Annotated in this window: 19 protein-coding genes; 9 read left to right on the plus strand and 10 right to left on the minus strand. The window is 68.1% G+C overall.

Translation table 11 applies throughout. The annotated features are described in order from the left end of the window. Nucleotide 1: 1 nt before the first annotated feature. The 4 genes from UAA55_RS12905 to UAA55_RS12920 form a co-directional block, all read right to left on the minus strand. Entirely contained in the window at nt 2-1066 is a 1065-nt protein-coding gene (locus UAA55_RS12905) for an HlyD family secretion protein (RefSeq protein WP_322953211.1), read from the minus strand. 360 nt (nt 1067-1426) lie between these two features. Then, a complete protein-coding gene (locus tag UAA55_RS12910; protein WP_322953212.1) occupies nt 1427-3469 on the minus strand; it encodes a S46 family peptidase in 2043 nt (680 codons plus the stop codon). Nucleotides 3470-3727: 258 nt separating this feature from the next. Next, nucleotides 3728-4186, minus strand: coding sequence for a hypothetical protein (locus tag UAA55_RS12915; protein WP_322953213.1), 459 nt, complete (start codon nt 4184-4186; stop codon nt 3728-3730). A 250-nt stretch (nt 4187-4436) separates the two neighbouring features. Further along, nucleotides 4437-5375: a replication initiator protein A gene (locus tag UAA55_RS12920; RefSeq protein WP_322953214.1), complete on the minus strand. Its 939-nt coding sequence runs from the start codon at nt 5373-5375 to the stop codon at nt 4437-4439. A 1145-nt stretch (nt 5376-6520) separates the two neighbouring features. Between UAA55_RS12920 and repA the strand changes: the two genes are divergently transcribed. Next, a complete protein-coding gene (repA, locus tag UAA55_RS12925) occupies nt 6521-7777 on the plus strand; it encodes a plasmid partitioning protein RepA (RefSeq protein WP_322953215.1) in 1257 nt (418 codons plus the stop codon). Then, on the plus strand, nt 7774-8772 hold the full coding sequence (locus UAA55_RS12930; protein WP_322953216.1) for a ParB/RepB/Spo0J family partition protein: 999 nt from the start codon (nt 7774-7776) through the stop codon (nt 8770-8772). The genes repA and UAA55_RS12930 overlap by 4 nt, the downstream gene beginning before the upstream one ends. A gap of 178 nt (nt 8773-8950) precedes the next feature. Here UAA55_RS12930 and UAA55_RS12935 read toward each other — a convergent pair whose 3' ends face one another. Beyond that, a complete protein-coding gene (locus UAA55_RS12935) occupies nt 8951-10108 on the minus strand; it encodes a hypothetical protein (RefSeq protein WP_322953217.1) in 1158 nt (385 codons plus the stop codon). A gap of 112 nt (nt 10109-10220) precedes the next feature. After that, nucleotides 10221-10487 carry a metal-sensing transcriptional repressor gene (locus UAA55_RS12940; protein ID WP_322918954.1) on the minus strand — a complete coding sequence of 89 codons (267 nt, stop codon included), beginning with the start codon at nt 10485-10487 and terminating at the stop codon, nt 10221-10223. Nucleotides 10488-10670: 183 nt separating this feature from the next. Between UAA55_RS12940 and ada the strand changes: the two genes are divergently transcribed. Both ada and UAA55_RS12950 read left to right on the plus strand, forming a co-directional pair. Beyond that, the gene (gene ada, locus UAA55_RS12945; RefSeq protein WP_416235189.1) at nt 10671-11774 is read left to right on the plus strand and encodes a bifunctional DNA-binding transcriptional regulator/O6-methylguanine-DNA methyltransferase Ada; all 1104 of its coding nucleotides are present in this window, start codon (nt 10671-10673) and stop codon (nt 11772-11774) included. Next, complete coding sequence (locus UAA55_RS12950) at nt 11774-12511, plus strand: 2OG-Fe(II) oxygenase (RefSeq protein WP_322953218.1); 738 nt, start codon at nt 11774-11776, stop codon at nt 12509-12511. The genes ada and UAA55_RS12950 overlap by 1 nt, the downstream gene beginning before the upstream one ends. A 205-nt stretch (nt 12512-12716) precedes the next feature. Here UAA55_RS12950 and UAA55_RS12955 read toward each other — a convergent pair whose 3' ends face one another. The 3 genes from UAA55_RS12955 to UAA55_RS12965 form a co-directional block, all read right to left on the minus strand. Then, complete coding sequence (locus UAA55_RS12955) at nt 12717-13688, minus strand: BMP family lipoprotein (protein ID WP_322953219.1); 972 nt, start codon at nt 13686-13688, stop codon at nt 12717-12719. Nucleotides 13689-13699: 11 nt separating this feature from the next. Beyond that, nucleotides 13700-15799 carry a methyl-accepting chemotaxis protein gene (locus UAA55_RS12960; RefSeq protein WP_322953220.1) on the minus strand — a complete coding sequence of 700 codons (2100 nt, stop codon included), beginning with the start codon at nt 15797-15799 and terminating at the stop codon, nt 13700-13702. A gap of 476 nt (nt 15800-16275) precedes the next feature. Next, a complete protein-coding gene (locus tag UAA55_RS12965) occupies nt 16276-16485 on the minus strand; it encodes a hypothetical protein (RefSeq protein WP_322953221.1) in 210 nt (69 codons plus the stop codon). Nucleotides 16486-16825: 340 nt separating this feature from the next. Here UAA55_RS12965 and UAA55_RS12970 point away from each other — a divergent pair, with 340 nt between their 5' ends. The 3 genes from UAA55_RS12970 to UAA55_RS12980 all read left to right on the plus strand — a co-directional run bounded on the left by UAA55_RS12970 (nt 16826) and on the right by UAA55_RS12980 (nt 20615). Further along, a complete protein-coding gene (locus tag UAA55_RS12970; protein WP_322953222.1) occupies nt 16826-17446 on the plus strand; it encodes an RT0821/Lpp0805 family surface protein in 621 nt (206 codons plus the stop codon). A 258-nt stretch (nt 17447-17704) separates the two neighbouring features. Then, complete coding sequence (locus UAA55_RS12975; protein ID WP_322953224.1) at nt 17705-18826, plus strand: glycosyltransferase; 1122 nt, start codon at nt 17705-17707, stop codon at nt 18824-18826. A gap of 82 nt (nt 18827-18908) precedes the next feature. After that, the gene (locus tag UAA55_RS12980; RefSeq protein WP_322953225.1) at nt 18909-20615 is read left to right on the plus strand and encodes a DUF885 domain-containing protein; all 1707 of its coding nucleotides are present in this window, start codon (nt 18909-18911) and stop codon (nt 20613-20615) included. Nucleotides 20616-20618: 3 nt separating this feature from the next. Here UAA55_RS12980 and UAA55_RS12985 read toward each other — a convergent pair whose 3' ends face one another. Next, on the minus strand, nt 20619-21737 hold the full coding sequence (locus tag UAA55_RS12985) for an aromatic ring-hydroxylating oxygenase subunit alpha (protein ID WP_322953226.1): 1119 nt from the start codon (nt 21735-21737) through the stop codon (nt 20619-20621). Between the two features lie 71 nt (nt 21738-21808). Between UAA55_RS12985 and UAA55_RS12990 the strand changes: the two genes are divergently transcribed. Next, complete coding sequence (locus tag UAA55_RS12990; RefSeq protein WP_322953228.1) at nt 21809-23296, plus strand: tetratricopeptide repeat protein; 1488 nt, start codon at nt 21809-21811, stop codon at nt 23294-23296. Then, nucleotides 23293-25374, plus strand: coding sequence for an O-linked N-acetylglucosamine transferase, SPINDLY family protein (locus UAA55_RS12995; RefSeq protein WP_322953229.1), 2082 nt, complete (start codon nt 23293-23295; stop codon nt 25372-25374). The genes UAA55_RS12990 and UAA55_RS12995 overlap by 4 nt, the downstream gene beginning before the upstream one ends. Nucleotides 25375-25495: the final 121 nt, after the last annotated feature.

Raw genomic sequence — 25495 nt, forward strand, 5'->3', positions numbered from 1 at the left:
CTCAATTCAGGTTGACAGTGGGTTCGACCGACAGGCCCAGGGGCAGGGGATGGTCGGCGGGCAGGCCGCCCGTCACCTTGATCTTGACCGGCAGGCGCTGAACGATCTTCACGAAGTTGCCGGTGGCGTTTTCCGCCGGAAAAGCGGTGAAGCGCGAGCCCGTGCCCATCTGGAAGCTGTCGACGGCGCCGGTCAGCTTCAGGTCGGGGAAGGCGTCGACCTCGATGTCCACCGGCTGGCCCACGCGCATGCGCTTCAGCTGGTTTTCCTTGAAGTTGGCCACCACCCACACCTCGGGCGTCACCAGCGTCATCGCCGACTGCGACACCTGCAGGTAGTTGCCCTTTTCCACGGCGCGCTTGGTGACCCAGCCGTCCTGCGGCGCCACCACGGTGGTGTAGGACAGGTTCAGTTCCGCCTGGGCCAGTTCGGCCTGGGCCGCGGCCACCTGGGCCTCCAGCTGTTTCACCTGGGACGCGGCGACCTCGATGTTGCGCGGCGCCTGTTCCGCCGTGCGCAGCTTGGCGTCGGTGTCGGCCAGCTGGGCCTGGGCGGTGCGGAAACTGGCCTGGGCGGCGTCGATCTGCGACTTGGTGGTGGCGCGGACGTCGATCTCGGTCTGGCGCGCCAGGTCGGCCTTGGCCCGGACCAGCGTGGCCTCCGCCTGGGCGCGGGCGGCGCGGGCCTGGTCCAGCTGCGCCGGGTAGGTGACCTGGGCGATGTCCAGGTTGGTCTGGGCCTGCGCCAGCTGCGCCTGCGCCAGCTGCAGCTGGGCGGCATCGCGATCGCGGGTGTTCTGATAGTCGCGGGGATCGATGCGGAACAGCAGGTCGCCGGCCTTCACCTTCTGGTTATCCTGCACCGCCAGTTCCACCACCAGGCCTGAAACCTTGGGCGCCACCGTCACCACCCGGCCCTCGGTGAAGGCGTCGTCGGTGGATTCCTTGCCCCGGCCACTGAGCCAGAGGACGACGCCGCCCACCACGACGACGGCCAGCACGCCGAAACCGATGATGCGCGGCAGGGGGGAACGCTTGGGCGGGAGGGTGGTGGGCGCGCTGGTCATGATGGTCCTTTGGTCCCTGATCGTTGAAGGCCGAATTGGGCTTGATTCCCCGGAGGGCACGAACGCCTTGGGCCCGGCCCGGCCGGTTCCAAGGAAAGCGGATGTATGGAAGGTGCCGCCAGATGCTGCGGCGCGGAAACTGCTTGCAAGCAAGTTATTGCTTATTGTCCTGAAACGCACCTAATGAGGATGGCGCAGATCTGAAATGCGGCAAGCGGCAAAAATGCCGGCTTGCGCGTGCACTGCGCGCTTCGGTCCAAAACCTCGGGATTCATGCCGCTTCATGCGATGGCGACCCGGTGTGGGCCGCAGCCAGGCGTCACTGTCTGCCGCGCGGATCACAGACCGCCAACGAAGGTCCTAAATGCCCAGCTCGCGGTTCAGGCGGGTGGTGCCGTAGATCTTGGTCAGCGCTTCCTTCACCGCGCCCACCGACACCCAGACGGCGCGGTTGGAGCTGTCGTCGAAACCGAAGTCGCCACCCAGCGACTGGCTGTTGCCGTCGAAGATCATGCCCACCACCTGACCGTCGGTGTTGACCACGGGCGAGCCGGAATTGCCGCGCACGATGTCGTTGGTGCTGACGATGTTCAGCTTGCGGCTGAAGTCCACGTCGCCACGGGCGCGCAACCAGGAGCGCGGCAGGGCCAGCGGTTCCGCCCCCGTGGCGCGGCCGTAGGCCTCGCCCATGGTGGTGTAGTAGCGCACGTGGCGCCCATTTTCGTCATAGCCCTTCACCGTGCCATAGGACACGCGGGGGCTGAAGGTGGCGTCCGGGTAGGCGCCGGTGCCCTTGGCGGCGAAAATGACCTGGGCGATGACGCCGGCGTTGCGCCGCTCCACCGCCTCGACATTGACCTCCACGTCGCGGCGGATGGCCAGTGCCTGCTTGTCCACTTCCTGCGCGAAGCGGATCAGGGGGTCGTGGCTGTTCTTGATGGCCTCGATGCCGCCCGTCAGCAGGCGCCTGCGTTCGTTGGGATCGGCCAGGCGGGTGCCATCCACCAGGTCGTTGGCCATCTTGTCCGCCGTTTGCGCGCCCAGCACGTTGCGCACCAGGGGATCCTCCGGCCCCAGCACCCGGCGCAGCTGCACCAGCCAGGCGCGCAGCAGCAGTTTTTCCAGGTCGGTGGAAATGGGGGCGTTGGCCAGCAGGCGCTGGCGGGTGAAGGGGAAGCCGGCCTCCGTGAATTCCTGGAAGCGCCGGATGTCAGGCAGCTGGCGCTGTTCCGCCGCGCGCACCAGCAGGCGGGCATAGGCGAACAGATCGGACTGGGGCCCGCGCCCCTCCTCCACCACTTCCATGCGGTCGGCGACGGCGCGGTAATGGGTCACGGCCTGGGCGATGGCGGCCCAGGGATCGCCAAAGCGCTGCTGGAACTGCGGGTCGGCGGCCACCTTGGTCCGCAGCTCATTCTCCGCCCGCCGCCGGCTCTCGATCAGGCCGGGATTGACCAGGGCGCGGAACTGGCCCAGACGCGCCTTGTAGGCGTTCTCCACCGCAAACAGCTTGGCGAAGGCCACGCGCGCGTGCTCCGTCCCCTCGGCGGAGAATTGCAGCAGCAGGCCACGCAGCTCGGCCAGATAGACCAGGCATTCCGGCAGGACGACGTCGCGGTCGTATTCCAGCTCCGCCACCGTGTCCAGGCGCTCGGTCGTGCCGGGGTTGCCGGAGGTGAAGACCAGGTCGCCCTCCTGCGCGTCGCTGGGGGCGTAGGCGAAATAGCTGGCCTGGGTGTTCAGCGGCGCGCCGTGCTCGTCATAAACACGCAGGAAGGTCACATCCAGGTCGTAGCGGGGGAATTCGAAATTGTCCGGATCGCCACCGAAGAAGGCGATGTCCTCCTCGGGGGAGAATACCAGGCGGACGTCCTGGTAGCGGCGGTATTTATACACGTCGTAGACGCTGCCCCGGTACAGCTCCACCACGTCGCAGCGGATGGCCTCATCCCCGCCGGCGCAGTCGCGCTGCAGCTTGGCCAGCGCCTCCCGCAGGGCCCGGCCATAGTCCTGCCCTTCGCGACCCGCCACCGCCTCCCTGACCTGGGGGGTGACGTCGGTGATGCCGACCAGCTGGTTGGCCTCCACATCCGGGCATTTCACCTCGTCCTCCAGCCTGGTGGCATAGAAGCCTTCTTCAACCAGGTTGCGGGTGGAGGAGGACAGTTGCTGCAGGCAATCGCGCGCGCAGTGATGGTTGGTCTGCACCAGGCCGGTGGGGGATACAAAGGAAGCGGAGCACCCCCGGGGCAGGCGCAGGGACGCCATGCGGAGATGGTCCAGCCATTGGGCGCTGGGTTCGAACCCATAGGTCTCCTGGACTTTGGCGCTGGGAAAGTGGTTGAAGGTCCACAGTCCTTCATCCGCGCGGGCCCCGGTGAACGGCATAGAGGCGAAAAGCATAGACAAGCAGCCGCCCACCGCAGCCGCCATAAGCCCCGTACGCATAGTCCCCGTCCCTTGAATGCCCGTCTGTACCTCTCGCCCCCGGCCTCCCCGCCGGGCGATACAGTCCAGGAGCATACCCCCAAGCCGAACCGGCGCGGGACGGGATTTTGTAACGGAAGTGCAAATGTCGCAGGCCCAGAACGCGAAAACCCCAGGGAAATCCCTGGGGCCCGCGTGAAGCCTATTCCGACGAATAGAGCCGGGATCAGGCGCTCAGTTGACGATGCGCCAGGATCCGTCCGGCTGCTGGCAGGCGGTGCCCACTTGCTGGCTGGGGCGCCCCGCCACGGTGATGGTGGACGTGTATTCGCGGCAGTTGGCCTGGTCATAGGCTGGCTTCGCCGCCCCGGCCTGGACGGGCGGGGGCGGCGCCTGCACCACGGCCGGGGCCGGAGCCGGAGCCACGTAGGCAGGCGGCGCCTCAACATAGGCGGGCGGGGCGTAATAGGGCGCGTAAACCACGGGATAGGGCGCCCAGTAAGGGCTGCGCCAGCGCCAATAGGGATCGTGCCAGTAGGGGCCATAATATCCAGCCGGTCGCCAATAGGGACCGACGCCAATGCCCACGCTGACGAAGGTGCGGGCGCTTGCCGGGGCGCTGCCAGCCAACGCCAGCAAGGCCACCACCAGCGACATCATCACCAGGAACGGAGCCTTGAACACGCGCTGCATGATCATCCTCTTTCACACGGGCGGGCCTACCGCTGCCGGAAGCGCGCCGAACCATCCTTCACCTATAATACGGGATTGTGGCCTTTACCTGACGGCCGTTCGGATGCGGCATTTGGTGTACCCAGCCGGGACATCCACGCATAGGGGAAGGCCCACAGGCCATCCAGGCCACCAGCCGGGGGCGTTATTGGGTCCCCCCCGATCCTTGCCTTTGGATCGCAAGACTGACGCCGCCTGCTACTGCCCGGCCTCAGGCCGCCATGTCGCCCATCATCATGTCGGGCAGCGCGTCCGGGAACTCCGGCGCCTGGTCGAAGGGCGCCATGGCCGACAGGCTGTCGGTGCGGAAGAAATAGACCATATGGCTTTTCAGCGGCGTGCGGCCGGGCGGCGGTGGGGCGTTGCGGTCGCGGCCCCAGCGGCGCGGGTCCACCACCGTCAGGCCGTATTCCGGCAGGGCCTGACGCTTCTTGGCCAGCGCCACCAGGCGCGCCTTGAACACCTTGAGGTCGCTTTCGGCGCCCACGCGCAGGCGCAGCTTCTCGATGTTCATCTTGAAGGCGCCCTGGTTGCCGCAATGGGCGCGGGCGATCTCGTATAGCCGCTTTTCCGTGGGCGACAGCTTGAAGTAGTCGGGATGGTAGGTGAGGATTTTGCGGTCCTTGACCACCGCGCGATACAGCCAGTCGCAGAGCTGCACGGTCAGCGACTTCATGGTCTTGCCGCCGTCCTTGTCCCGCCGATAGTTGATGCGGTAGTCCAGCACCCAGGAGAAGGCGCCCGTCTCACCCTCGCCCCCCGTCTCCAGGTTGGTCAGCACCTGGGTGGACTGCAGGCGCTTCAGCGCGTCCTCCAGCCGCTGGTAGGCGGTGTTGGTGGCGTGGATGCCGACCACGCGGAAGAAGTCGTGACCGGTGAAGGTCAGGCGCGGGCTGACCGGCTCCCCCCGGTTCAGTTTGTCCTGGATCAGGGACACGAGGTAGATCAGCACCTCCTTGTCCCAGATGTTGGCCACACCATGCTTGGTGCCGGTGACTTCGATGCGGCCAGTGCCGTCGTCATAGACCGGCAGTTCCGTCACCGTCTCCTTGCTGAGGGCGAAGAAGTTGAAGACCATGACCAGGCGGTCGTTCTTCACCTTGCCGATCAGGGGGCTGTCCAGCGCCAGGGCCAGCTGGCCGCCAGCCATCGGGGCTTCCACCATGGCCGGCGCGGAGACCGTATCCGCAGCCCGTGTCGTCGTCCCCGCCATTGTCGCCACCCTTCACACGCAGCAGGCCCATCCACCATGGACCGGGCATTCGGACTCCGGATGATGAACGCGGCCAATCGGCATCGCCAATGGCAAAAACGCGCCTGGTTGCCGATCCCTTGAGATTCTGGCGGGCCTACCCCCAAAATCTAGTGTCGGCTTCGAGTTGACCCTGGCGCCGGTATCCGAACCCGTGACCTTGGGTAACCGATCCCTTGAGTTCAACTCGGACTCCCCCCATCCCGGCCGCGCGGAATCAGGCGGACTCGGGGCCAGGGTGAGTTGGATCGCGGTATCAGAATCCGAAACCGGCATACCGGATCCCCCAACCTCAAGGGAACGGCAACCAGAATTGAGGGAACGGCAACCAAGTTCAAGGCTATGGCAACCAACTCCGGCCAACTCGTCTCTTTTCCATTCAAGGGTTCGGATACCGACTTTTCCTGCACCAGGGTTCGGTTACCTTTCGCCAAGGGTTCGGCGACCCGAGGCCCCAGGGTTCAGAGTCCAGAACTCCAGGGTTCGGTTACCCAGAGTCGGGGGAATGGTTACCAAACCTCACGTTAACTATCTGGAAAAGCGACGTTTTTCAGCGCCGTAACAGTTAAACCCTATATCCGTTTAACCCTGAATCCTTTTGAAGAAACCATCCACAGGCCAGGCTTTCCGCAGGTGAGAGAGCGGGACCGGGATCAAGCTTGGCGGGTTCCAGAGCAAGCTTTCACCTAAAGCTCATCCTCCGATCGTAGCGCATTCGTGAGGGGGAAAACCCCAGGAAATCCGCCCTTTTCGGAGGTCAGCAAGCCACGGCGGGAATTGGTATCCGTTCCCTTGAAGATCGGATGCCGCCAAAAAGAAGATCGATAGGATTTCCAGTCACGATCGCCCCGCCTTCAAGGTTACAGTTACCGACAGCGCCAACTCAGTCAGTTGTTCAAATCCCATCAGCGGATTTTTCCGCCTAATCGCAAAAAAATCGACAGTGAGTCAGTTATCCGCATATTTGGCCAAAGATCGCGGTTGGCGCCCGGATCGCGGTTGGGCATTATCCGCCCATCTCTGGCAGCCCTTCGGATACACCAATGACCACCGATGTCAGCGCGCCCGCCGATAGCACCATCCCGGCCGGCGACGACCCCCTGCAAATTTTCCTGGACCACTCGGAGGGCTGTGACGCCATCCAGCGCAAGATCATCGAGGTGCAGGCCTACCCCGGCCACGCCAAGAGCCTGCGCCTGTTCCCCACGTCGGAAGCGGCGCGGCTGATCCGCATCTCGGAAAGCCATCTGCGCGCCCTGCTGAAGAATGAGCAGTTTCCCCAGGGCACCGTCATCGGCGGCAACAACCGCCGCGGCTTCACCCTGGCGGAGGTGAATCAGATTCGCCGCCAGCTGTTCCAGCAGACTGGTGACGTACGCTATCGCGTGGGACGCGATCGTGAGGCCGGGGAGAAGCTGTCCGTTATCACCGTCGCCAACTTCAAGGGCGGGGCAGCCAAGACCACCCACTCCGTCCACCTGGCGCAGTACCTGGCCTTGCAGGGCTACCGGGTGCTGATGATCGACCTCGACAGCCAGGCCAGCGCCACTTCGCTGTTCGGCTTCGTGCCGGATGAGCAGTTCGACCGGCTGGACACACTGTACCGCCTGTTCACCCTGGACGACAGCCAGCGCATCAACGACCTGCGGCCGCTGATCCAGAAGACCTACTGGGATGGGCTGGACGTCATCCCCGCCAATCTGGGCCTGTACTCCACGGAGTTCGAGGTGCCGGTGCGGCAGATGCGCCAGCGGGAGCTGCGCTTCTGGCGCATCCTGCAGGACGCCTTGCCCAGTATCGACCAGGACTACGACATCATCGTCTGCGACTGTCCGCCGTCGTTGAGCTATCTGTCGATCAACGCCGTCATGGCCGCGAACTTCCTGCTGATCCCCATCCCACCCAGCATGCTGGACTTCAGCTCCGCCGGCCGGTTCTTCCGCATGGTCTATGAGACCCTGTCCACCTTGGCGCAAGCCGAGGGCGGTCGGGTGAAGACCTTCGACGCCGTGCGCCTGTTGGTCTCCAAATACCAGACGGCCGACGGCAACCAGAGCCAACTGGTGAAGTGGATGGGCAGCATCTTCGCCGACACACTGCTGGAGAACCGCATGGCGCTGACCACGGGCCTGGATAGCGCCGGCAACCTGAAGCAGAGCTATTACGAGCTGGAAGCCAGCGACGTGAACCGCCGAACCTATGAACGCGGTCTGGAATATCTGAACAATGTGAATGCCGAGATCGAACGCGTGGTCTGGGACATCTGGAAGCGCACGCCGGCGCGGGAGGGGACGCGATGAGCCGCAAGGACAGAATGGCCGAACTGGACAATGCCATCGGTGACCTGACCGCCACGCGGGCGGCGCGGCCGGCCGCGCCCCGATCCGCCATCCCGATCGTCAACCAGATCGAGAGCGTCTTCCAGGATAGCGCCAAAGAGCTGGAGACATTGCGTGACAGCGGCCGCGTGTTGCTGGAACTGGATCCGGCCGATATCCACAGCACCCAGTATCAAGACAGGCACACAGCCGCCTTCGCCGACGCCGCCTTCGCCACCCTGGTGCAGGACATCCTGCGCCACGGCCAACTGGCCCCGGTGCTGGTGCGACCAGCGGCGGATGGCGACGGCTATGAGCTGATCGCCGGCCATCGCCGCACGGCCGCCTGCCGCCAGCTGGGCCGCAAGGTGGTGGCGCGGGTGATGCAGGCGGACGACCGCGACCTGCTGATCAAGATGGTGCAGGAGAACGAAGCCCGCGCCGACATTTCCGCCTATGAGCGGGCGGTGCAGCTTAAGACCGTGCTGGACACCGGGCTGATGAGCCGGGCCGAGTTGATGGAACGCTTGGACTTCAGCAAGGGGCACCTGTCCAACCTGCTGAAGTTCGCGGAGCTGCCGGCCACGGTGGTCGCCGCCCTGGATGACCCGCGTCCCCTGAAGATCAGCGACGGTGCCAAGCTGGCCCGCCTGATGGCCGAGAATGAGGAGGCTTCCACCCGGGTTGAAGCGGCGGCCACTGAACTGCGGGCCAAGGGCGCCGACGACGGGCTGAGCTTCACCACCCGGCTCCGCGCCCTGATGGCGGCAGCCCAGGGCGAGAAGGTGGCGCAGCCGGAGACGACGGGGGAGCGGGTCATCCGGTCCCGCACCGGCCAGGTGCTGGTGCGCCTGTCGCTGCATGAAGGCCGGCCCATCCTGCGCCTGGCGGCTGGTTTACCGCCGCAGGCGCTGGACGCCCTATTCGCCCAGTTGCCAGAGACGTTGCGGCGCTGCGGCCTGGATGTGCCGGACTGACCGATAAAGGTACCGGCTCGGCAGCAGGTTTTTCTGAAAAAACCTCGGAAACGGCCCCGTCCCTGTGGCGGGGCTTTTTCTTTGCCTGAAGGTGAGGCGGCTACCGCCTCAAGGAAACAGTTACCGCGGTTTTTTCAGAAAAACCGACGCCCGGGGGCCAGGGTGGGATGGGCGGGCTTCACTCCACCACGTAGGCACGGTAGGCGTCACGGCCGGAAATCTCCAGTACCAGCCGGTCGCGGTGCAGGCCGTCCAGCAGGGCACGGGCGGCGGTGCCGCTCATATCCAGGGCATGGGCCAGGCGACCAGAGGTGACCACTGGCTGCGCCAACAGAAAGGCGGCCATCTGGGGGCCGCGGGAGGTGGACCGCTTGGGCCGCAAGGCCTCCGCCAACCGGGACTTAGCCAGCCGCAGGCGGCGCAGCAACATGTTCCCCCGCGCCAGACCGCGGGCGGCAGCCTCAAGAAAAGCCAGCAGCCAGCCCTCGCGCCGGTTCGGCCGATACTCCATGGCGTAGCCCAGAAAACCGATGGATGGCATCAGCACCGGGCCGCCGGCGAAGGCGGGATGCGTGGGACTGGCGAAGGTATCCAAACCCTCGAATGCTGGATTATGCAAACCGCCGTGACGGGCCAGCACCAGTCCCTGACGGGCAGGCCACCATGCCGCCAGCAAACGGCCCAGGGCTGCCCCGGCGCTACGGTCGGCGCGCACCTGATGCCAGTGAGCCAAGAAGGCGGCGGCGCCGATGAGGGCGGGAGCCGCCCGAAAGTGGGCCAGGGCGTCGGGTGCGAGGGCGGCCTGCAACACCCCCCACCGCTCCTCCGCGTCCACATCCTCCACCGCCCCGTTCCACAGAGAGAAGCCGGTGGCCCGGGTGTGGCGGGTGCGGTCCAGCGCTGCCAGGCGGCGGGGGGTATAGAGATGTCGGGGATGGCGGGCGGCGATGCGGCGCACCAGATCATACAGGGGCAGGGCCTGGGCCAGGTCGGGGTCAGGGGCTCGGTCAAGACTATCCCAAGCCAGCAGGCGCAGGTCGGCCGTATCGACCAGGACACCGTTCAGCCGGGCCGAGGCCGCGGCTTCCTCAATGGCCATGCGATTCACCCAGCCGGCGGCCACGGCGGGGCTGCTGCCAGCCAAGCCGCAATCCAATCGCACCAGGGCCGCGGTGGCGGCCTCCGACGCCATCAGTTCGGCTGTGGCGTAGGACCGGCAAAGGTCGTCCTCCTGCGGAGGCAGGGGAGGGGGAGAAGCGGGCTCAAGGGAAGCTGGAGACGGGGTTTTTGCCGGGGCATAGGGGTTTCCCGGCACATCCCACCAGTCTTCACTCATGATATTCCCCCGTCCGCAATGTGCGGAAACATTGGATACGTACGGGGCGGAAAGCAAGCTATTAAGGCTTTAACTTTCCTCATCCCGAACCGCCCCGCCGGGCGGCTTGGCTCTACAGATATTTGGTGATTTCCGCCATCTCGGACAGACGGGCCCGGGTCTGGGTGGGCAGCGGGCCGGTAGCCTCTTCCAGATGATGCTCGATATGGTGCAGCACCAGAGCGATCTTCGCCTTGTCCACGGCCTTGACCACGGCCTGAAGCTGTTGGGCGATGGTCAGGGCGTCGCGTCCCTCCTCCACCATCTGCACGATCTTGGCGAAATGGCCTTGCGCCCGTTTCAGGCGGTTCAGGATGTCGGGTGTGGTCGCGTGGGTCATGCCTTGACTCCTATTCCCCCAGGGGGGTCAAGTCAAATCACCCGTGAGGCGCTGTGGAGCGGCCGGCCACAGCCGCGGACGACAGGGACCGGTAGGCGGATTTGACCGCAAGAGCCGGGATGTTGGGGTGAGGGCCGCGGGGTACATCAGGGGCAGGAACGACCCCATATCAGGATAACGACCATGTCCGCTTCCCCATCGCGTCCCCTCCCGATGACATCCACCTCGACCATCGCCTCCCTTGCCGCCGACGCCGACCCCCGCTGGCAGGCGCTTTTGGATCGGGATGCCAGCCAGGATGGACGCTTCGTCTACTCGGTGAAGACCACCGGCGTCTATTGCCGGCCCTCCTGCCCCTCCCGCTTGGCCAAGCCTCGGAACGTGGCCTTCCACGACAGCTGTGCGGCGGCGGAGCGCGAGGGGTTCCGCGCCTGCAAACGCTGCAAGCCCGACCAGCAGGGGACGGCCCAGCGCCAGGCCCGGCTGGTGGCGGAAGCCTGCCGCGCCATCGAGACGGCGGAAGAGGCGCCGGGCCTGGAGGAGTTGGCGGCGCAGGCCGGTCTCAGTCCCTACCATTTCCACCGCGTGTTCAAGGCCATCACCGGCCTGACGCCCAAGGCGTACGCCACGGCCCACCGCGCCCGCCGGGTGCGGGATGAGCTGACCCGCCCTGGCGCCACCGTCACCACCGCCCTTTACGACGCCGGCTTCAACGCCAGCAGCCGCTTCTATGAGGCGGCGGACGGGATGCTGGGCATGCGGCCTGGCGACTACCGCGACGGCGGCGCCAATTCCGACATTCGTTTCGCCGTGGCCCAGTGCAGTCTGGGCGCCATCCTGGTGGCCCGCAGCGGGCGCGGCATCTGCGCCATCACCCTGGGCGATGACCCGGACGCGCTGGTGCGTGAGCTGCAGGACCGTTTCCCCAAGGCCCGCCTGATGGGTGACGATCCGGATTTCGATGCCCTGGTCGCCCGGGTGGTGGGCTTCGTCGAGGCGCCGCGCCTGGGGCTGGACCTGCCGCTGGACGTGCGCGGCACCGCCTTCCAGCAGCGGGTGTGGCAGGCCTTGCGTGCCATTCCGCCGGGGGAGACGGCCAGCTACGCGCAAGTGGCGGCCGGCATTGGCGCGCCCAAGGCGGTGCGGGCGGTGGCCCAGGCCTGCGCCACCAACGCGATCGCCATCGCCATTCCCTGCCACCGCGTGGTGCGGACCGACGGCGGCCTATCCGGCTACCGCTGGGGGGTGGAGCGCAAGCGCGCCCTGTTGGCGCGGGAGCGGGCGTGATGGTCGGCGTGGGACTTGACGATGCTGGCGTTGACCGCATCGCCAGCATCGATGGCTATGACTGGGCGACGGTTTCCAAGGAACTGGACGCGTACGGGTGCGCCGTACTGCCCGGCCTGCTGACGCCCGAGGCGTGCCGGGATCTCTCTTCGCTATACGCGAGAGAGCAGGGTTTCCGCAGCCGGGTGGTCATGGGGCGGCACGGCTTCGGCATGGGGGAGTACAAGTATTGGGCCTACCCCTTGCCGACCCCAGTACAGGCTTTGCGCACCGGGCTCTATCCCCGGCTGGCGCCCTTGGCCAACCGGTGGAACCAGCGGCTGGGGGAAGGCGCGCGATATCCCGACACCCATGCCGAGTTCCTGGCGCTATGCCACCAGGCGGGCCAGGTGCGGCCCACGCCCCTGCTGTTGCAGTACGGCCCCGGTGACTACAATTGCCTGCACCAGGATCTGTATGGCGACCGGGTGTTCCCCCTGCAGGTCGCCGTCCTGCTGTCGGAGCCGGGCCGGGACTTCACGGGCGGGGAGTTCGTGATCACGGAGCAGCGGCCGCGCATGCAGTCGCGGGCTGAAGTGGTGTCCCTGCGCCAGGGCGACGGCGTCGTCTTCGCCGTCCACCACCGGCCGGTCTCGGGGACGCGGGGCACCTATCGCGTCAACCTGCGCCACGGCGTCAGCCGCCTGCGTACCGGCCAGCGCCACACCCTGGGCATCATCTTCCATGATGCCGTTTGATGTTTCCTCAGGCGCCGGCGGTTGCATCCGCAGCCTTGGCTATCCTCGCCGTGCCCTGCGGGGCTCGGCATCCGGCGGACGCGGTCGCGTCCTATAATATAGGGCGCCCAGGCCGGCGACCGCCGGCCCCGGGGATTTCTGGGGAGCGTTGGCGGACTGGAAATCGAGGATGGCAAGGGGTGGGTGCCCGCGCCCGCAGGGCAACCTAACTGGGACTCGCCACCTTCACCTGGCCGCTGACGATGGCCTGGCGCGCGCGGGCCACGGCCTCGACGATGGCCGGGGTCCAGACGGCGCGATTGTCGGCGTCCACCACCACGTCCACCCCGCCCTCCTTCAGGCCCAGGCGGGTGATGCCGGACTTGAAGGTCTGGTTGCGGCCGTCCTCGAAGGCGCGGGCGATGGCCACGTCCAGGCGCTTGACCATCGAGGTCAGCATGTGGCCGGGGTAGAGATAGTTCTGGTTGCTGTCGACACCGACGCCCAAGGCGCCCTTGGCGTGGCCGATGTCCAAGGCGCCCAGGCCTGAAACGCCGGCGGCGGGGAACAGAACGTCCGCGCCATGGCGCAGCATGTCGCGCGCGATCTCCGACGCGGCGAAGGGGTCGGAGAAGCCCTTGGGGTCGGCCGCCACCAGGCCGGTCATCACCGTGGCATCGGGCCGGGTATCCTTAACGCCCTGGGCATAGCCTTTTTCGAAACGTTCGATCACGGCCGCAGGCATGCCGCCGATGAAACCCACCGTGCCGCTCCTGCTGGCCAGGGCCGCCGCCACGCCGACGAGATAGGAGCCCTCATTCTCCGCGAACAGGACCGATGACACGTTCGCGCCTGGCACCACGCCGTCGAACAGGGTGAAGCGTACGTCCGTATGCTGGGGTGCGAAGGCGGTCAGCGCCGTCTGGAAACGGAAGCCGATCAGCGCCACGTCGGTGCAGCCGGCGGTGACGGCGGATTGCAGGGCGCCAGGGTAGGCATCCTCGCCCGATGGCTCGAACTCGGCGACAGCCACACCAGTCTTCTGAGCGAAGGTCTGGCTACCGTCATAGGCCATCTCGTTGAAACTCTTATCGAACTTTCCGGCCTCGGTATAAATCACGCAGGGTTTGAAGGGGGCGGCGCCAGCGATGCTGGCGGTGCTGGCGAACAGGGCGGCCGCAAGGGCGATACGAACCATGGTGTCTCTCCTCACGCGGCGGCTTCGGTGGCGCGGACCTGCCCCAGGAAGCGGCGCACGGCCTCATCCAGGCGGGCCGCCTGGTCGGCCAGCCCCTGCGCGCTGGCACGCACCTGGCCGGCCGATTCGCCGGTGGACAGGGCGGCGGTGTGCACCCGGCCGATGGTGCTGTTGACCTCTTCCACGCCCAGGGCCGCCTCGCTGATGGAACGGCTGATCTCGGCGGTGGCGGCGTTCTGCTCCTCCACCGCCGCGGCGATGGTGCTGGACACCTGGCTCAGCTGCACGATGGTGCCGCCGATCTGCCGGATGGAGTCGACCACGGCCCCCACGGCGCTGCGCACGGCGGCGACTTCGCCGGCGATGTCGCCCGTGGCTTTGGATGTCTGCCCCGCCAGGCTCTTCACCTCGCTGGCCACGACGGCGAAACCCTTGCCGGCGGCGGCGGCCCGGGCGGCTTCGATGGTGGCGTTCAGCGCCAGCAGGTTGGTCTGGCCGGCGATGTCGTCGATCAGACGGGTGACGCTGCCGATGCGCTCGGCGGCACCGGTCAGGCGCTCCACCATGTCGGCGGCGCCGCCGGCCTCCTCATTGGCGCGTTGCGAGATGCTGATGGCCTGTTGCAACTGGCCGCTGATTTCCTGCACCGACAGGGACAGCTGCTCGGTGGCGCCGGCCACGGTCTGGGTGTTGCGTGACGCCGCCTCGCTGGACATGGCCACGGTGTTGGCTTGCTCGGCGGTGGCGTCGGCCGACTGGCCCATGCTCTGCGACAGGGCGGTCATCTGCGCCGCCGCGTCCACCAGGGCGGCGATGATGCCGCCGACCGACTGTTCGAAACCGTCGGCCATGGCCGACATGGCGGCCTGGCGCTTCTCCGCCGCCTCCCGTCGCTCGGCGGCCAGCTGGGCCTCATGCTCGCGTACCTGCACGGCGTTGGCGCGGAAGACGGTGACGGTGCGCGCCATCTCCGCGATCTCATCGCTGCCGCGGGTATCGATTTCCACATCCAGGTCGCCTCCGGCCAACGCCAGCATGCTGCGCGACAGGTTGGCGACGCGGACAGCGATGCTGCGGCCGACATAGAACACGGCCACGCCCACGGCGATGGCGACGCCGGCCAGGCCCGAGGCCACCAGCAGGCCGCGGGCGAGGGACACCACATCCTCCAGCGCCTTGGCCTTGGTGCGCACCTCGGCCTGGGTCTGGGCGCCCAGTTCCGCGCCCAGCTTCTGCACCTGCGCGGCGATGGCGGCACTCTGGTGCAGCAGGCTGGTGCTCTGGTCCTGCGCGTCGGCCAGGCGGCTTTTCGTCACGGCCAGACCGCCGGCGGTGACCTCACCGAAACCCGGGATGGCGGGCGCGGGGTCGCCCAAGGCCGCGCGCGTCAGCACGTCCAGGCTGGCGGTCACGATGGCGCGCGTGTCCGCCGGCAGGCCGGCCACGGTGGCACGCAAGTGCCGCAGGGCGGCGGCGAGGGCCGCCTTGGCCGCCGCCGGGTCTTCACCCGCCGTGGCCGGCGCCGCCAGCAGGCCACCGAAGGCCCGCACTTCGGCCAGGGCGGATAGGACCGCCGGGCTGGGGCCGCGGCCCAAGGACGTCATCAGCGCGCCTTGCGCCTGGGCATCGGCCTCGGCCGCCGTCTTTTCCTGATCGGCCACGGCCTGGCGCAGGCGCCAGCGGGCGTCTTCCGCGCCGTTCAGCACCTGCAGCAGGGCGGAAAAGCGACCACCCAGCACGCGCAGCTGATCCAGCTGCGGCGTCTGGCCCAGCTGGGCGTTGGCTTGGCGCAGGGCGTCGTTGAAAGCCTTTTCCGCGACGGTCAGCGCCTTGCGGGTGGCCTGCGCTTCCTCATGCGTGGTGGCGATGGAGGCGTCCATGGAGGTGCCGGCCAGTCCCTCGGCCGCGCGGGTCAGGGCGTCCAGCGTGTCCAGCCGGGGCAGGGTGACGTCCACGATGCCGTTCAGCGTGCTGTCCACGCGGGCATAGGTCAGCCAGCTTTGGCCGGTGATGACCAGCATGGCCAGGATGATGGCGCCAAAGGCCAAGCCCAGGCGCGCGGCCAAGCCCAGCCGCCGCTTGCTCCGCCGGGTGTGGCCGGCGTTTCGCATGCCAGTGTTCCGCATGCCGGTATTCCGCATGATTGTAGGCATTGTCGTCACGGCGACCATGGCTCCGTCCCTTCCAGATGCGGTTGGTAGAGGCCTGGGCGCGTCATTCCCCCATACACCGGGCGGGGTTCGTCCCCGTCCCGTTCCCCTGACCGCAGACACCGCCCTCCCAAGCCCCCATCAGGCCGGTTGGATATTCGTGCGGTCATAGGAAATCTTGATGATCACTGTGTGACAGTCCGGGGGACGGACAAAGAAAAAAACTGACCATATGGTCAGGTCATGCCCTGTCCTTCCGGCTAGCGCCCATCACGGCGGCAGACAGCGGATTCTTTAGGCAGGATTTGCGGGAAGGGGTGGGCTGAAAGCCGCGGATCGCCTGGGAATGGCGATGGATATTGGATAAACGATCAAGCCGCTTCGCCGGTGCGACGCCGAAGTCGCAACTCGGGGAAAGATGCCCGGTCGCGCAGGGTTCAGTGGAAGCGGCCGTTGCGGGTGGTTTGCAGCACCATGTCCAGGCCGGCGCGCAGCACGACCATCTGGTCGAAGGACAACCCGGTCAGGGCCAGCAGGGCGGGCAGCAGGGTACGGGCGCGGCGGCCGAGGGTATCGACCATGGCGGCGCGGCTGGGCAGGGCCGGAACCGGACGGGTGGCGCAATCGAGGCAAAGCGTGGTCATCATCGGTCTCCTTTCCTGGCGTCGGGTCCTAGCGGCGGGGCTGCGGGGGCTCGGGGCCGGGTTCCTGTCGTGCTTGATGTCTGAACTATATTTCTGGAACGATTTTGGCGGTAGTTGGGCTTGTCGGCATTCCGCGTTCCATAATTGGAACACTATTGGAAGCGATTGAACCGGCGCCGCACGCGACGTTTACACTCACCCCACACAACGGCTTGCCGCTTGATCCCGCCCGCGACCGGCCATAAATCGGACGCAGTGGCAGTCTTCTATCAACCCGCCTGGCCGTTTGGCTGTGACGGCCCCCGCAGGGGCCATGCTGTTTTCGATGAACAGGAATTCCCATATGCGACGTCTTCCGTTCCACGCCCTCGGTTCCCTGGCCTTGGCGGCCACCATAGCTTTCACCGCCGCCATCCCCGCCCTGGGCCAGGAGCGCTGGGATGACCATCACCGTTGGGACGACCATCGGGGGGACGGCCATCGCGGTGGCCCCTGGGCGCCGCACTACGGCCACTTCCGGGAGCATGACGTCTTCATCTATGGCCGGGGGCCGGTCATCGTTCCGGAATACCGCCGCCACGTGTATCGCGACGTGGTCGTGCTGCGGCCTTTCGGCGTCTATTACGCCGGCTATGGTCATTATTACCGGGATGAAGAGGCCTACCGCTGGCTGGGCCTGACCGCCATCACCCTGACGCTGCTGGACAGCCTGGCGGAACAGCAGCAACGGGCGTTGGAGGACGCCCAGATTCGCGCCACCATGGCGCCGGTGGGCCAGCCCATCATGTGGAACGACGGCCCCGCCAGCGGCAGTGTCACGACGCTGCGTGACGGCCACACCGCCGAGGGCCAGTACTGCCGGGAGTTCCAGCAGAACGTGACCATAGGCGGCCAGACGCAGCAGGCTTACGGCACCGCGTGCCAGCAGCCGGACGGCGCCTGGCATGTTGTCGCGGACAACTGATCGGCCATGAGCAGCGGCGCGAAGGGGGGTTCTCGTCGCATACCCCTTCTGGGCCTCTATATTACAGCCCTGCGACAGGTTAGCACCTTCCCCGGCGTATAACGGAACAGTTGCCGTTCTGTGGGCGACGGGTGGGGCGCGCCGAAGCAACAAACAAGCATCTTGGCGGTACCCGGGGGCAGACCGGCACCGCCGCTTCGATCGCCTGTCCCGCCAGCCGCAGAACTTTTCCAACCCGTAGGGGAGAAGTGCGCCGGCATGTCCTCCATCGCCCTGTCAGATGCTCCCGCCGGTCGTGGCGCGGCCCGGCGCCTGATCCCGCCCCTGGCGGCGGCTGTGACCAGCATCGCCCATGTCATCATCCCCCACGGGTTCGGCGGGGCGGAAAAGCATGTGATGGAGCTGGCGGAGTTCCAGGCGGACGACCATCAGGTGATGGTCATCCTGGGACCGGGTGAGGATGGCGGGGTCGGCGCCCGCCATTTGGCGGAGTCGCTGGATCCGCGCGTATCGGTCGTATGGCTGCCGGCGCGCATGCGCACCGCCGCGCTGTTCTGGAAACTGCTGGCCCTGTGCCCCGATATCGTCCATGCCCACCTCAACACCGCGGCCCGCCGGGTGCTGCGGTGCCGGCCGGGCTGCCCCCGTGTCGTCACCCTGCACAACGGTTTCCGCGCCGGCCTGCACGATCGCTTCGACGGCATCATCCGCATCGCCGATTACCAGGGCCACATGATGCCGGCGGGGGCGCGCGACCGCTCCGTCACCGTGCATAACTGGGTGCTGCCGCAAAGCGGGGCGCTGAGCCGGGCGGCGGCGCGCCGGGCCCTGGGCCTGCCGCAGGACGTGCCGGTCATCGGCGGCATGGGCCGGCTGGAACTGGGCAAGGGGTTCGACGTGCTGGTGGCGGCCTACGCCCGCCTGCGCACCCACCGGCCCGATGCCCGCCTGGTGTTGTTCGGCCAGGGGACGGAGATGGCGGCCCTGCGTGAGCAGGTGGCGCGGCTGGCCCTGGGCGATCATGTGGTGTTCGCGGGTTTCCGCCCCGATGTGCGGCGCTATCTCTCCGCCCTCGATCTGGGCGTCGTCGCTTCCCGTCACGAACCTTTCGGCCTGACGTTGCTGGAATACGCGGACGCCGGCGTGACCCTGGTGGCCACCCGCACTGGCGGGCCGCTGGAAATCCTGGGTGCCGACTATCCCTTCCTGTGCCCGCCCGAGGATGCGCCCGCCATGGCCGAGACGCTGCTGGCGGCGCTGAACGGCCGGGTCATCGCCCCGGCCGTGGACCTCACCCGCTTCCGGCCCGAGGTGCAGATGGCCAAGGTGGGGGCGCTGTACGCCCAGCTGACCGGCGCCCAGGCGCCTGTGGCCGTTTAGCTCCGGCCCACGTGCCCATCGTCAGGCTTGCCCGACGCGACCGCTTCGCCTTTGCTGATGGGAAGGCGGGAGGGGATGGTGCATGGGCAAGGCGGCGGTTTTTCTTCTGATATCGATGGCGGTGCTGGCGCCGCTGACGGCCCAGGCGCGTTCAGCCCCCTTGGGGCCCTTGGTCGCCGATTATGACGCGCTGCTCCAGGGCCGGAAAGAGGATGGGCGCTGCCTGCCCGACGTCAGGCCTGAGGCGGCGGAGGAAAGGCGCCGGCGCATGGCGGCTTTCGTCCAGCGACTGGGCGCGGTCGATCCCGCCGGCTTGGCGCCAGCCGACCGCTTGACCTATCGCTTCATGCGCTGGGATGCGGAGGACCGGCTGGCGGGCATGGCCTTCGACCAGGACCGCATGCCCTTCAACAGCGACAGCGGCTTCTACGCCACCCTGACCTATGCCGCCAACCGCACCCACGTCCACACCCAAGCGGAGGCCGAGGCCTGGCTGGCCTGCCTGGACGCCGCCCCCGACTATTACGCCGCCAACATCGCCAACGCCCGGCGCGGCATCGCCACCGGTTTTGTCCAGCCGCGCCTGATCGTGGACGCCGTGCTGGAGATCGCGCGCAAGCAGGCGGACATGCCCCTGGACGAGGATGGTCTGCTGTCGCTCTTCGCCGGTGCCGGCGACCAAGCCCCGGCCTGGCGGGCGCGGGCGCGCCAGTTGCTGGCCGACAAGGTGCGCCCGGCCCAACACGCCTTCGTCGCCTTCCTGGAACGGGAATACCGTCCGGCGGCGCCCGAAAGCCTGGCGGCGCGTGATCTACCGAATGGGGAGGCTTATTACACCTGGGCCGTGCGCCACCATACCACCACCCCCCTGACGCCCGATGCCGTGCACGACATCGGCCTGAAGGAGGTGGCACGCATCAAGGGTGAGATGGAGGCACTGATCCGCCGCACCGGCTTCAGCGGTGACTTCAAGGGCTTCCTCGCCTTCCTGCGTACCGACCCGCGCTTCTATGTCACCACGCGCCAGGCCTTGCTGGAAAAGGCGTCGGAGATCGTGAAGCGCATCGATGACCAGTTGCCGGCCCATTTCGGCCGCCTGCCACGCCTGACCTATGGTGTACGCGAGGTGCCGCGCGATATCGAGGACACGTACACCACCGGCCGTTATTTCCCCGGTGACGCCGCCAAGGGCATCGCCGGCGGTTTCATGGTCAACACCGGCAAACTGGACCAGCGCCCCCTCTATGAGTTGCCGGCCCTGGCCCTGCATGAGGCGGTGCCGGGCCATCACCTGCAGACCTCTCTGGCCGGCGAGCTGGAGGATTTGCCGCCCTTCCGCCGCCGCGCCTATTTCAACGCCTATGGCGAGGGCTGGGGACTCTACTCCGAACAGTTGGGGGAGGAGATGGGCATCTACCGCGATGATTATGAACGGTTCGGGCGCCTGTCCTTCGACATGTGGCGGGCCTGCCGCCTGGTGGCCGACACCGGCATCCATTGGAAGCGCTGGACCCTGGATCAGGCCCGCGCCTGCTTCGCCGACAACACGGCCCTGGCGCCGCATAATATAGAGACGGAGTTGCGGCGCTACATCGGCTGGCCAGGCCAGGCGCTGGCCTACAAGATCGGCGAACTGAAGCTGCTGGAGCTGCGCCAGCGGGCGCAGGACACGCTGGGCGGGCGCTTCAACGAGCGCGCCTTCCACGACGCCGTGCTGCTCTCAGGCTCCCTGCCCCTGGATCTGCTGGAGGACCAGGTGACCGACTGGATCGCGGCGCAGCGGCGTTAGGGACTAACGCCCCATCTCCTTTAGCCAGGCGGCGTGAAAGGCGCGGATGCGCCCCTCGTTATGACCCAGCAGGGCGGGTCGGTCGGCCTGCTGGCCGCCGGCCCAAGCGGCCTCCGCCACCGACTGGTCCTCCGCCAGCAGGCGGCGGTTGAAATCGGCCAGGTGCCCTTCCACGCCCTGGCGCGCGGCGGCGCTGGCGCCCGGTTGCCGCCGGGCCAGCGACAGGCGATAGCGCAGACGGCAGCGGCCGGGCTGCACCGCGCCATCCGGCGCATACACCGGCTCGTACGTCTGTACGCTGGCCATCAGGCCGGCGGTCAGGCCGATGGCCAGGTTGGGGAAGATGATGGCGTGGTCATAGTCGGTGAAGGCGGTCAGCGGCGTCAGCTTCAGCCGCTTGGCCACGCCCTCCCACCAGCGGCGGGTTTCGGCCGTCAGGCCGATGGTGCCGGTGCTGTGGCGGCCGTGCTCGGCGCAGACCCACGCCCCTTCCGTCACCGTGCGGAAGGTTTCGGGGTGCACGGCATCGACGTGATAGACCTCCAGCACGTTTTCCATGCCCACCTTCCAGTCCGCCCGCCAGTCCAGCGGCGCCTGGTCGAAGGGGGCGGCGAAGCCGTCGGACACGGCGTCCAGCCACTTACCCAGCGGGCCCAGCCAGGTGTCGAGACCAGGGCCGCCGGGGGTGAGACGGACGAAAACGAAACGGCCCCGCGACGCCACCTCGTACCCGGTCAGCGCCAGGGCGGTCTTGTCCGTCCTGTCCAGCTGGAAGCAGGGGTCGTTGCCGGGAATGCCCACCGGCACACCCTCGCGATTGTAGGTCCAGCCGTGATAGGGGCAGCGCAGGGGGCCATGGCCGCACTCCGCCCTGTGCAGGCGGGCATGGCGGTGGGAACAGACGTCGCGGAAGGCGCGGATGTCGTCGTCGAAGCGCTGCACCACCACCGGCACGCCCGCGATGGTGCGCACCAGATAGCCATCGGGCGCGGCCAGCTCATCCCTGAAACCGACGAAGTGCCACAGGCGGGCGAACAGCGCCTGTGTCTCCGCCGCCGCGCTGGTGGCGCCGTAGTCTTGCGGCCCCACCGCCGCACGCATCGCGTCCAACCTGTCCGTCATGCCGCCACCACCTTGAACATCCACGCCAAACCGGCCTTGTCCCGGCGCCCGGGAAACCCCATTCTGCCGCCATGGCCAGTGTGACCGAAGCCCTCTCCGCTGCCTATGAGCATCACGTCGCCGGCCGGCTGGACGCGGCGGTGACGCTCTATGGCCGCATTCTCGACGCCGAACCCCGCAACCACGCGGCCCTGCACCTGTTGGGCCTCGCCCGCATCCAGCAGGGCGACCTGGACGGCGCCACCGAAAGCATGACCCTGGCGGCGGCCATCGTTCCGGACAATCCCACCTACCGCAGCAATTTGGGCACGGCGCTGAAGGCGCAGGGCCGATTCGATCTGGCAGAAGAAGCCTATCGCCAGGCGCTTGCCATTGATCCTGGTCATGTCGACGCCATGGCCAACCTGGGCGGGGTGCTGCACGCCACCGGCCGGTTGGCCGCCGCCATCGCCTGCCTGGAACGGGCGCTGCCCCTGGCGCCCGACCATGCCGTCACCCTGATCAACCTGGGCGTGGCCCTGACCGACCGGGGCCAGCTGCCCCGCGCCCTCAGCCTGCTGCGCCGCGCGGTGGAGGTGACCGCGCCCGCTCCCGGCCAGCCCTTGGGCGAACGGGGGGGCGAGGCGCGCTGGGATCTGGCGGTCGCCCTGCTGATGGCTGGCGATTATGCCGCCGGCTGGCCCCAGTTCGAGGCGCGCCGGGACCGTGCCGGCCACGTCCTGGCCCGCCCGCCCGGCGCCGAGTGGAACGGTTCCGATCCCGCCGGCCGCACCATCCTGGTGCACAGCGAACAGGGCCGGGGCGACAGCCTGCAGTTCGCCCGTTTCATCGCCCCCCTGGCGGCCCGGGGCGCCAGGGTTGTGCTGGCCTGCCAGCCGGAACTGGTGCGCCTGCTGGCCACGGCCCCGGGCGTGGCTCAGGCGGTGTCGACGGCGGCTCCCTCGCTGCCCACCTATGACTTTTACTGCCCTTTGCTCAGCCTGCCAGGCCGCCTGGGTTTGACCAGCGCCGCGGAATTGGCGCCGGCCGGGCCCTACCTCACGCCGGATCCTGCCCAGGTGGCGACGTTTCGTGCGCGCTTGAACAACATCGCGGCTGGGCGGCGGACCGTCGGCCTGTGCTGGGCGGGCGCGCCGGGCAACCCGGTCGACCCCAGGCGCAGCCTGGATCCGGCGCTGCTGGGCCCGTTGGCGCGCTTCCATGACCAGGCGGCCTTCGTCAGCCTGCAGAAGGGCGGCCCCGCCGCACCCGCGGCCTTGGGACTTATCGACTGGACGGCGGAGCTGGCGGACTACGCCGACACCGCCGCCCTGGCGGCGAACCTGGACCTGGTCGTCACCGTCGACACCTCCATCACCCATCTGGCCGGGGCGCTGGGCCGCCCCGTCTGGCTGCTGAACCGTTATGATGGTTGCTGGCGCTGGCAGAAGGGGCGGGTGGACAGCCCCTGGTATCCCAGCCTGGTACAGCTGCGGCAGGAAGAGATGGGGGATTGGCGCGCGCCGCTGTCCCGCCTGACCGCCCGGCTGGGCGCCTGGCTGGCCACCCCGCCACCATGACGCCGTTGCATCAGGCGGTGGCCCGCCATCAGGCGGGCGCCTTGGACGAGGCGGCGGATCTTTACGCCCAGGTGCTGGCGGCGGAACCGCATCAGGCCGATGCCCTGCACCTGCTGGGCGTGCTGCGCGGCCAGCAAGGGGATCCGGCGGCGGGTGAGGGATTGGTGGCGCGTGCCGCCGCCCTGCGACCGGATGCGGAAATCCTCACCAACCTGGGACGCCTGCGGGCGGCGCTGGGCCGGACGTCCGCGGCGGAGGCCGCGTTCCGCGCCGCCCTGGCGCGTGACGGATCCCATGTTGGCGCCACCTTCGCGCTTGGCACCCTGCTGCTGAACCTCAACCGCCCGGCGGAGGCGCTGACGCCCCTGGAACGGGCGGTGACGCTGGAGCCGGCTCATGGCGCGGCCGCCGCCAACCTGGGCGTGGCCCTGCATCGCCTGGGCCGTCTTGCGGAAGCCGAAGGCGTGCTGCGCGCCGCTGTCGATGCCGATCCGTCACAGGCTATCGCCCGCTTCAACCTCGCTTCCGTCCTGGAGGACCAGGGCCGGCTGGACGCGGCGGAGACGGAGTACCAGGCGCTGACGGCCCAGCGGCCGGACCTGGCCGACGCCTGGCTGAACCTGGGCACGCTGCTGCAGCGCCGGCATCGCGACGTGGAGGCGCGGCCCTGTCTCGAAGCGGCGTTGACACATGGCACCAGCCGGCGGGCGGGGGCGCTGGCCCACCTGCTCCATCTGGATGCCCGCCTCTGTCGCTGGGACGAGGTCGCGGCGCGGACACCGGACCTCCTGGCGGCGCTGGAGGCTGGTGACGACAGCGCCCCGCCCTTCGCCGTGTTGTGCCTGGATGTGGACGAGGCCTGGCATCAGCGGGCGGCCCGCCTGCACGCCGCGGCCGTGGCACGCGCCGCCGGGCCGCCCCTGCCGCCGGCCAGCCCGGGGCCCGCCGGCCAGCCGTTGCGCGTTGGCTATCTCTCCGCCGACTGGCACCAGCACCCCACCGCCTATCTGATGGCCGGCGTGTTGGAACGGCACGACCGCGCGGCGGTGGCGGTCACCGCCTTTTCCTATGGGCCCGACGACGGCAGTTCCATGCGGGCGCGCTTGCGCGCCGGGGCCGACCGCTTCATCGATCTGGCCCGCCTGGACGACCGCGCCGCCGCCCACGCCATCCGGGCCGCTGGCGTGGACATCCTGGTGGACCTCAAGGGCTATACCGAAGGCGGCCGTCCCGGCATCACCCTGCTGCGCCCCGCCCCGGTGCAGGTCCAGTACCTGGGCTATCCGGGCACCTTGGGTCGGGGGGCGGGGATCGATTATGTGCTGGCCGACGCCGTGGTGCTGCCGCCCGACCGCGCGGCCTATTGGGACGAGGCGGTGGTGCGTCTGGCGGGTTGCTATCAGGCCAACGACGCCGACCGGCCCCTCGGTCCGCCACCGTCGCGGGCGGACTGGGGCTTGCCGGCCGACGGCCTGGTCTTCGCGTGTTTCAACGCCGCCTATAAGCTGACACCCGATGTCGTCGCCTGCTGGGCGCGGCTGTTGGCGACCGTGCCCGGGGCGGTGCTATGGCTGCTGGACCCAGGCCCCGCGCTGCCTGCGTTGCTGGCGATGCTGGCAAAACAGGGCATCGATCCCACCCGGCTGGTGGTGGCGCCGGCCCTGCCCAAGGGGCGCATGGCCGATCATCTCGCCCGTCACGCCTGCGCCGACCTGTTCCTTGATACCCATCCGGTGAACGCCCACACCACGGCGGCCGACGCGCTTTATGCCGGCCTGCCGGTGTTGACCCGGACAGGTGAACCCTTCATTTCCCGGGTGGCCGCCAGCCTGCTGACGGCCCTGGGATTACCGGATCTGGTGACGTACAGCCTGGAAGCGTACGAGGCCACGGCGCTGGATTTGGCGAGGGATTCTGCGCGCCTTGCGGACGTACGCGCCCGCCTGTCCGCAGCCAGGACGCTGCCCGGCGGCCCCTTCGACACCGCCGCTTTCTGCCGTCGGCTGGAAAGCGCGTACGCCCGCATGGCGGCACGGGCGCGGACCCGACTGCCGCCTATCGGGTTCGACGTGGAATAGCGGCATGGCGGTCCGCCGCCGTAAATGCCCACCATACCCGTGACACACGGCAGCCGGTGTGATCTGGCGCGTGGTGGGTTCTTGCGCTTTGCGTTACACCCGTGCCCAAATTTCGCCGGCG

Origin of the sequence: Nitrospirillum guanabarense (genome assembly GCF_034653355.1) — a bacterium.
Lineage (GTDB): Bacteria > Pseudomonadota > Alphaproteobacteria > Azospirillales > Azospirillaceae > Nitrospirillum.

Coding starts and splice junctions, on each gene's coding strand:
- UAA55_RS12905 (WP_322953211.1), bottom strand. CDS start 1,066: ATGACCAGCGCGCCCACCACCCTCCCGCCCAAGCGTTCCCCCCTGCCG.
- UAA55_RS12910 (WP_322953212.1), bottom strand. CDS start 3,469: ATGCTTTTCGCCTCTATGCCGTTCACCGGGGCCCGCGCGGATGAAGGA.
- UAA55_RS12915 (WP_322953213.1), bottom strand. CDS start 4,186: ATGCAGCGCGTGTTCAAGGCTCCGTTCCTGGTGATGATGTCGCTGGTG.
- UAA55_RS12920 (WP_322953214.1), bottom strand. CDS start 5,375: ATGGCTGGCGGCCAGCTGGCCCTGGCGCTGGACAGCCCCCTGATCGGC.
- repA (WP_322953215.1), top strand. CDS start 6,521: ATGACCACCGATGTCAGCGCGCCCGCCGATAGCACCATCCCGGCCGGC.
- UAA55_RS12930 (WP_322953216.1), top strand. CDS start 7,774: ATGAGCCGCAAGGACAGAATGGCCGAACTGGACAATGCCATCGGTGAC.
- UAA55_RS12935 (WP_322953217.1), bottom strand. CDS start 10,108: ATGAGTGAAGACTGGTGGGATGTGCCGGGAAACCCCTATGCCCCGGCA.
- UAA55_RS12940 (WP_322918954.1), bottom strand. CDS start 10,487: ATGACCCACGCGACCACACCCGACATCCTGAACCGCCTGAAACGGGCG.
- ada (WP_416235189.1), top strand. CDS start 10,671: ATGTCCGCTTCCCCATCGCGTCCCCTCCCGATGACATCCACCTCGACC.
- UAA55_RS12950 (WP_322953218.1), top strand. CDS start 11,774: ATGGTCGGCGTGGGACTTGACGATGCTGGCGTTGACCGCATCGCCAGC.
- UAA55_RS12955 (WP_322953219.1), bottom strand. CDS start 13,688: ATGGTTCGTATCGCCCTTGCGGCCGCCCTGTTCGCCAGCACCGCCAGC.
- UAA55_RS12960 (WP_322953220.1), bottom strand. CDS start 15,799: ATGCGAAACGCCGGCCACACCCGGCGGAGCAAGCGGCGGCTGGGCTTG.
- UAA55_RS12965 (WP_322953221.1), bottom strand. CDS start 16,485: ATGATGACCACGCTTTGCCTCGATTGCGCCACCCGTCCGGTTCCGGCC.
- UAA55_RS12970 (WP_322953222.1), top strand. CDS start 16,826: ATGCGACGTCTTCCGTTCCACGCCCTCGGTTCCCTGGCCTTGGCGGCC.
- UAA55_RS12975 (WP_322953224.1), top strand. CDS start 17,705: ATGTCCTCCATCGCCCTGTCAGATGCTCCCGCCGGTCGTGGCGCGGCC.
- UAA55_RS12980 (WP_322953225.1), top strand. CDS start 18,909: ATGGGCAAGGCGGCGGTTTTTCTTCTGATATCGATGGCGGTGCTGGCG.
- UAA55_RS12985 (WP_322953226.1), bottom strand. CDS start 21,737: ATGACGGACAGGTTGGACGCGATGCGTGCGGCGGTGGGGCCGCAAGAC.
- UAA55_RS12990 (WP_322953228.1), top strand. CDS start 21,809: ATGGCCAGTGTGACCGAAGCCCTCTCCGCTGCCTATGAGCATCACGTC.
- UAA55_RS12995 (WP_322953229.1), top strand. CDS start 23,293: ATGACGCCGTTGCATCAGGCGGTGGCCCGCCATCAGGCGGGCGCCTTG.